Annotated in this window: 8 protein-coding genes; 5 read left to right on the top strand and 3 right to left on the bottom strand. The window is 75.1% G+C overall.

Annotated elements, in window-relative coordinates; all coding sequences use genetic code 11:
- The 5 genes from KME80_RS49385 to KME80_RS49365 form a co-directional block, all read left to right on the top strand.
- The coding region (locus KME80_RS49385) for a TetR/AcrR family transcriptional regulator (protein WP_219519885.1) at window positions 1–677 on the top strand (677 nt) is incomplete at its 5' end.
- A 102-nt stretch (window positions 678–779) separates the two neighbouring features.
- The gene (locus KME80_RS49380) at window positions 780–1,412 is read left to right on the top strand and encodes a dihydrofolate reductase family protein (RefSeq protein ID WP_219519879.1); all 633 of its coding nucleotides are present in this window, start codon (window positions 780–782) and stop codon (window positions 1,410–1,412) included.
- 145 nt (window positions 1,413–1,557) lie between these two features.
- Window positions 1,558–1,947: a hypothetical protein gene (locus KME80_RS49375; RefSeq protein ID WP_219519876.1), complete on the top strand. Its 390-nt coding sequence runs from the start codon at window positions 1,558–1,560 to the stop codon at window positions 1,945–1,947.
- A 114-nt stretch (window positions 1,948–2,061) separates the two neighbouring features.
- Window positions 2,062–2,256, top strand: a complete 195-nt coding sequence (locus KME80_RS49370) for a hypothetical protein (RefSeq protein ID WP_219519873.1) — start codon at window positions 2,062–2,064, stop codon at window positions 2,254–2,256.
- A 21-nt stretch (window positions 2,257–2,277) separates the two neighbouring features.
- Window positions 2,278–3,102 carry an MBL fold metallo-hydrolase gene (locus tag KME80_RS49365; RefSeq protein WP_219519870.1) on the top strand — a complete coding sequence of 275 codons (825 nt, stop codon included), beginning with the start codon at window positions 2,278–2,280 and terminating at the stop codon, window positions 3,100–3,102.
- Window positions 3,103–3,147: 45 nt separating this feature from the next.
- Here the strand turns inward: KME80_RS49365 and KME80_RS49360 are convergent, their stop codons facing one another.
- From KME80_RS49360 to KME80_RS49350, 3 genes are read right to left on the bottom strand one after another with little or no spacing between them, the layout of a single operon-like run.
- Window positions 3,148–3,729 (bottom strand): DUF4291 domain-containing protein, encoded by a 582-nt coding sequence (locus tag KME80_RS49360; protein WP_219519867.1) that lies wholly within the window; start codon window positions 3,727–3,729, stop codon window positions 3,148–3,150.
- Window positions 3,730–3,771: 42 nt separating this feature from the next.
- Window positions 3,772–4,518 (bottom strand): hypothetical protein, encoded by a 747-nt coding sequence (locus tag KME80_RS49355; protein ID WP_219519864.1) that lies wholly within the window; start codon window positions 4,516–4,518, stop codon window positions 3,772–3,774.
- Window position 4,519: 1 nt separating this feature from the next.
- Window positions 4,520–5,287: a bestrophin-like domain gene (locus KME80_RS49350; RefSeq protein WP_219519861.1), complete on the bottom strand. Its 768-nt coding sequence runs from the start codon at window positions 5,285–5,287 to the stop codon at window positions 4,520–4,522.
- Window positions 5,288–5,518: the final 231 nt, after the last annotated feature.

Genomic DNA, 5,518 nt, shown 5'->3' with positions numbered 1-5,518 from the left:
GCCACCCTGGACACCGCCACCCTGGACACCGCCACCCGTCCCGCGGGCGGCCGCCCGTGAGCCCGCGCAAGGCGGGGGCGGTGGGCGGGGACGTGACGCTGCCCGAGCACCTGGTCGCCGCCGCCGGACGCCTGATCGCCCGCCAGGGCGCGGCCGGGCTCACCGTACGGGCCGTCGCCCGCGAGGCCGGGGTGGCCGACGGCGTCCTGTACAACCACTTCGCCGACAAGGACGAACTGCTCGCCCAGGCCCTGCACGCGCACGTCCGCACGGTCGCCCGCGCCCTCCCCCCGCTGCCGGAGCCCGGGACGGGCGACCTGGAGGCGAACCTGCTGGCGTACGTGTCCTACGGCGTGGAGTTCCACCGGGCGATCCTCCCCGCGTTCGCCGGCCTGCCGGCCCAGCCCGGCATCCTGACCCGGTTCGCCGCCCTCGGCGGCGGCCCGGACCTCAAGGAGACGCTGGCCGGCTACCTGCGCGAGGAGCTGGCCCTGGGCCGCCTCTCCCCGTCGGCGGACCCGGACGCCGCCGCCACCATGATCGTCGGCGCCTGCCACGAGCTGGTCCTCCCCCACCTGTTCGCCGGCGCCCCGGCGGCCGCCGTCGACGTCCCGCCCGGCTTCGCCGCCCGGCTCGTCGCCACCTGCCTCCACGGCATCGGGCCGCACGGTCCGTGACCTATCGTGAGCGTACAGTTCCAGGACCTGTCCGGCGATGAGTCCGGCCGCGCCCACGGGTCCATCTCATGACAGGACGGCCGACTACCGGGAGAACACGTCATGGGCCTCATCCACATCGAGCTGTTCACGACCCTCGACCTCGTCGGGCAGGCGCCCGGCGGCCCCGAGGAGGACCCGCTGGGGTTCTCGTTCGGCGGCTGGCAGGCGCCCCTGCTGGACGAGGTGGCCGGGGCGCAGGTCGCCGCCGCGTACGAGGGGACCGACGCGCTGCTGCTCGGGCGGCGGACGTACGACATCTTCGCCGCCTTCTGGCCGCACCAGGAGGGCGGCGAGGACCACGAGTTCGCGGTGCTGTTCAACCGCGTCCCCAAGTACGTGGCCTCGCGCGGCCGTCCGGACCTGTCGTGGGCCGGTTCGACTCAGCTCGGGCCGGACCTGGCCGGGGCGGTGCGGGAGATCCGGGAGCGGCACGAGCACGTCAAGGTGGTCGGCAGCCTCAATTTGGTGCAGACGCTGCTGCGGGAGAAGCTGTTCGACCGGCTCGACCTGTGGGTGCACCCGATCGTGCTCGGCAGCGGGAAGAAGGTGTTCGACGGCGGCGCGGTGCCGACGAACCTCACGCTGCTCGAACCGCCGGCGGCGAGCCCGAAGGGCACGGTCCTGCTGCGTTACGGGCTGGCCGAGGGCACGCCCGCGACGGGCGACATGAGCGCGCCCGGCCGCGAGGGCTGAGAGGCGGCCGTCCGGGGGGCGGCCGGGAGTGGCCCGATTGCGGACGAGTCCGTCCGGGCCTCTGTTGGACAGCCCTGACCTGCGGGTTCGCTGGTTCTCGGCAGCGGCGACAGGCGCCGCTCCCCGACAGGGATGAGGAACAGCGATGAACGACATCCGCACGGTCAAGGGTCTCTTCGCGGCGGCGGTGCTCGCCTGCGGCGTGGTCGCCCTGGCTCCGTCGGCCCACGCCGACCACCAGTCCTGCAGCAACCGGAGCGACGTCCCCGGGGTGTGCCTGAAGGTCGTCAACGAGGGCACCCGCGTCACGTACGCCGAGGCGTACCACGACGGCCGCACCGGGGCCTGGGAGGGCCACATCGACCTGCACCGCGAGGGCAGGGCGACGATCCAGCGGGGTGACTCCCGGCCGCCGCAGGCGGCGATCTGGAGCGGCGTCGACGACTACGCGCCCGGCATGCGGATCTGCGCGCAGGGCTGGGAGAAGGTCGGCGCGGGCTGGCGGGCGAAGGGCCGGACCTGCTTCACGCTCTGAGCGTGAAGCGCGGACGCCGGGCGGGCAGCCGGGGGCGCCTGTCCGGCGTCCGCGCGTGGTTTGCTCCATGCCTCCCGTGGCAGGGGGACGAAAGGCATGAAAGGGGGCTAAACCATGACGAAGCCACAGCAGCAGGAGCTCCGCAGGTCCGGAAAGGGCGCCACGGACGACAGCTCCGCGCAGGCCATCCCCGAGAAGCGGCGCGGCACCCGGGGAACCGCCCAGCCGCACGGGACGGACAAGGGCAAGAAGGGCGGCGGCAAGGGCGGCGGCGTGCCTCCCGAGCAGCGGCCGCCGCATCCGGCCTGACCGGCTCCTGGGAGGACCGCCATGCGCGACAACGGGCTGACGTTCATCGGGAACGCCACCATGCTCATCCGGTACAACGGGTTCACGCTGCTCACCGATCCGAACTTCCTGCACCGGGGGCAGGCGGCCTACCTCGGGTACGGGCTCGCGTCGCGGCGCAGGACGGACCCGGCGCTGGAGATCGAGGACCTGCCGACGCTGGACGCCGTGGTGCTGTCGCACCTGCACGGCGACCACTTCGACCGGGTCGCCCGGCGCGGCCTCGACCGCGACACGCCGATCGTCACCACCGGCCAGGCCGCGCGCCGGCTGCGGCGGCGCGGGTTCCGGCAGGCGACCGGGCTGGACACCTGGGGGCAGTACGAGCTGCGCGGCGCCGGGGGGACGCTGACGATCACCGCCACGCCGGGACGGCACGCGCCGGGGCCCGCGCAGTCGCTGCTGCCGCCGGTCATGGGCAGCGTGCTGGAGTTCTGCGACCGGGACGGGCTGATGGACCTGCGCATGCACATCAGCGGCGACACCCTGATGGACCGGCGGCTGGAGTCGATCCCGATCCGGTTCCCCGACATCGACGTGGGCGTCGTGCACCTGGGCGGCACCAGGCTGCTCGGGCTGATGACGGTGACGATGGACGGGGAGCAGGGCGCGAGCTGGGTGGACCTCATGGATCCGGACACGGTGGTGCCGGTGCACTTCGACGACTACACGGTCTTCAAGTCGCCGCTGTCGGACTTCCGCGACCACGTCGAGCAGGCCGGGCTCGGCGACCGGGTCGCCTACCTGCGGCGGGGGCAGACGCTGGAGCTGTCGGGGCGGCGCGCCCGCCAGCGCCCCGGCGAATAGCACCCGGCGAGCAAGGCCGACGAGCAGGGCCGGCGAGTAGGCCCGTCAGGCGGGCGTGGCGCCGATCCTGCCGGCCAGGTCGGCGGGGAGCGGGTACGGGCGCTCGGCGGGCAGCCGGGCGGAGATGTCCTGGCCGGCGCGCAGGGCCGCGCGCAGGTCGTGGACCCGGGCGGTGATGTCGGTGATCGACAGCGTCCACTCGTCGGCGTAGCGGGCGACGGCCTCGCCGGACAGCCCGATCTGGATCGAGCGGTACGGCAGCGCGTTGTGGTGCGGGTCGCGTTCCGGGTCCCACTGGACGCGCACGGGGCTGCGCCGCAGCCGCTCCGGCCAGTCGCCGCGCCCGTCGTCATGGCTCAGGCAGGAGTGCGCGAGCGCCCAGGCGAGGCCGTCGCGGGCCACCTCGATCGCCAGCACGCGGGTCTGGCCGGGCTTGGCGGCCCAGCCGCAGCGGTACATCATCCACAGGAACGACGGCTTGATCCAGGTCATCCGCTCCCGCTTGAACGGCGGGACGAACCGCTGGGCAGCGACGGCGGGAGCGGCGACGGCCGGGTCGTAGGCCTGGTAGACGGTGACGGACTCCTCGGTGTGGGCGGCGCGGATCTGCCGGTGGGGGACGTTCATGCCGATCAGCGTGGCGAACCGGGGCGGCCGGCGGCAACGGGATTACCGGATGGCCCCGAACGCCACGGCGGTGGTCGAGGCGATCACGGTGGTGAGCACGACCATGAGGAGCACGGTGCCGAGGGGGTTCTCGCGCCGGGGCGGGGGCGCCGGGCGCGCCGCCCTGGCCCGCAGCTCCGACGCGCTGGGCGTCGGGGTCGGCGTGGGCGTGGGGGTCGCGGTGGGCGACGGGGCGGCGGCCGCGCGGGTGGCGGCGGGGGCCGGGACCCGCAGGGTGGCCCGGGGGCGGGCGGTGGCGCGGGCGCGCGGCGAGCGGCACGCGCCCACGTGCACGCTGGAGCCGGGCACGTCCACGCAGACCGCGTCGTCGTAGACCGAGACGCCCGGCACGGAGACACGCGGCCTGGGCGTGGCCTTGCGGGTGCGCGGCGTGCTGCGGATGGTGACGCCGGGCACGTCCCGCTGCCGGGAGGGCACCGTGCGCGGCACCGTGCGCGGTGCTGTGCGCGGCGGAGTGCGGGCCGCCTTGCGTGGCGCCTTGACCAGCCGGTCCACGTCCACGGGCAGCTCGCCGGGCGGGGACCCGCGCCGCGCGCCCGCTCCGGACGCGGCGGCCGGGACGGCGGCGGGGGCGGCGGGGAGGCGGACCGGGGTGACGTCGGCGTCGCGGACGCCGTACAGGCCGCCCTCGGTCGCGGTGCGGCGCGGGTGCTCGGCGGTGGCGGGACCGCTCGCGCAGATGGCGAGGAGCGCGGCGGCGACGAGCAGGGGCGCGTGCCTGGCGGCCATGTCACACCCCGCCGGCGATGCGGGCGAACTCCTGCAGCGCCCCGCCGAACGCCTCCGGCCCCACGGCCAGCGGCCCGGCGAAGGCGTGGGAGATGTCGGCGGTCAGGTAGACGCCGAAGCCGAGCATCGCGGCCATCGCGCCGAGCGGCAGCAGCGACGCCCCGCGCGGCCTGGCCCCGGCCAGGAACGGGAAGACCACGACGATCAGGCCGGTGAGGACGGTCAGCAGCAGCAGCCCGTCGGGCGGGGTGGCGGCGGCGTCGGCGGCGCGCTGCGCGCGGGCGGCGGAGACGGCGGCGAGGTGGTCGAGGACCGCGCCCTTGGCCTCCTGCTCGTTCTCGGTGGCGGGCTTCAGCGCGGAGACCTGGGCGCGCAGCGTGTCGAGGCGGGCGGACCCGGACGGGTCGAGCCTGCCCTGCGCCATGACCGGCCACTCGTCCTCGACCACGAACGCGACGTACTCCTGCAGCCCGCCGCGCACCTGGGCGAGGGAGTCGGCGGGCAGGTCGGCGGCGGCCCAGTAGGCGTCGACGGCGGCCCGGCTCTCGGTGTGGGTGTTCTGCCGGGCGGAGTCGGCGGTGGTCCACGGCACGATGATGGCGATGGCGAACACCAGCAGGAACAGCGCCGACAGCATCGCGCCCGCGTGGCCCGCCGACGGGCCGTCGGCGTGCCGGTCGTCGGTGCCCTTGCGCGCCACCCGGAACACCACGGCGGCGGTCGCGACCACCCCGACCGCCGCCATGACCGACAGCATGTACGCCATCATGTGGATCTCCCTCTGCCCGACGACTACTGACCGTTATCTGGCTATCACATTGCGCAATGCAAAGGAAGTCATGGCGGTCACTGGACGGATCGCCGGAGCGCGCCGTCCACGGGAAAGATCCGTCCAGCCGGGCTGTCAGCCGTCCTTCCGGAGGGCGGCCCGGCCCTCGGCGGCGCCGACGAAGCGCATCTTGCCGAGCGGCACGTCGCCCGGGGCCTCGGGCGCGGGCCG

Origin of the sequence: Nonomuraea ceibae, assembly GCF_019396325.1 — a bacterium.
Lineage (GTDB): Bacteria > Actinomycetota > Actinomycetes > Streptosporangiales > Streptosporangiaceae > Nonomuraea > Nonomuraea ceibae.
The sequence above is the reverse complement of the archived record's forward strand: the minus strand, read 5'-3'. Positions and strand labels throughout refer to the sequence as shown.

Bases quoted from the DNA above. Each gene is read 5' to 3' on its own strand.
- KME80_RS49380 (WP_219519879.1), top strand. From the start codon at position 780: ATGGGCCTCATCCACATCGAGCTGTTCACGACCCTCGACCTCGTCGGG.
- KME80_RS49375 (WP_219519876.1), top strand. From the start codon at position 1,558: ATGAACGACATCCGCACGGTCAAGGGTCTCTTCGCGGCGGCGGTGCTC.
- KME80_RS49370 (WP_219519873.1), top strand. From the start codon at position 2,062: ATGACGAAGCCACAGCAGCAGGAGCTCCGCAGGTCCGGAAAGGGCGCC.
- KME80_RS49365 (WP_219519870.1), top strand. From the start codon at position 2,278: ATGCGCGACAACGGGCTGACGTTCATCGGGAACGCCACCATGCTCATC.
- KME80_RS49360 (WP_219519867.1), bottom strand. From the start codon at position 3,729: ATGAACGTCCCCCACCGGCAGATCCGCGCCGCCCACACCGAGGAGTCC.
- KME80_RS49355 (WP_219519864.1), bottom strand. From the start codon at position 4,518: ATGGCCGCCAGGCACGCGCCCCTGCTCGTCGCCGCCGCGCTCCTCGCC.
- KME80_RS49350 (WP_219519861.1), bottom strand. From the start codon at position 5,287: ATGATGGCGTACATGCTGTCGGTCATGGCGGCGGTCGGGGTGGTCGCG.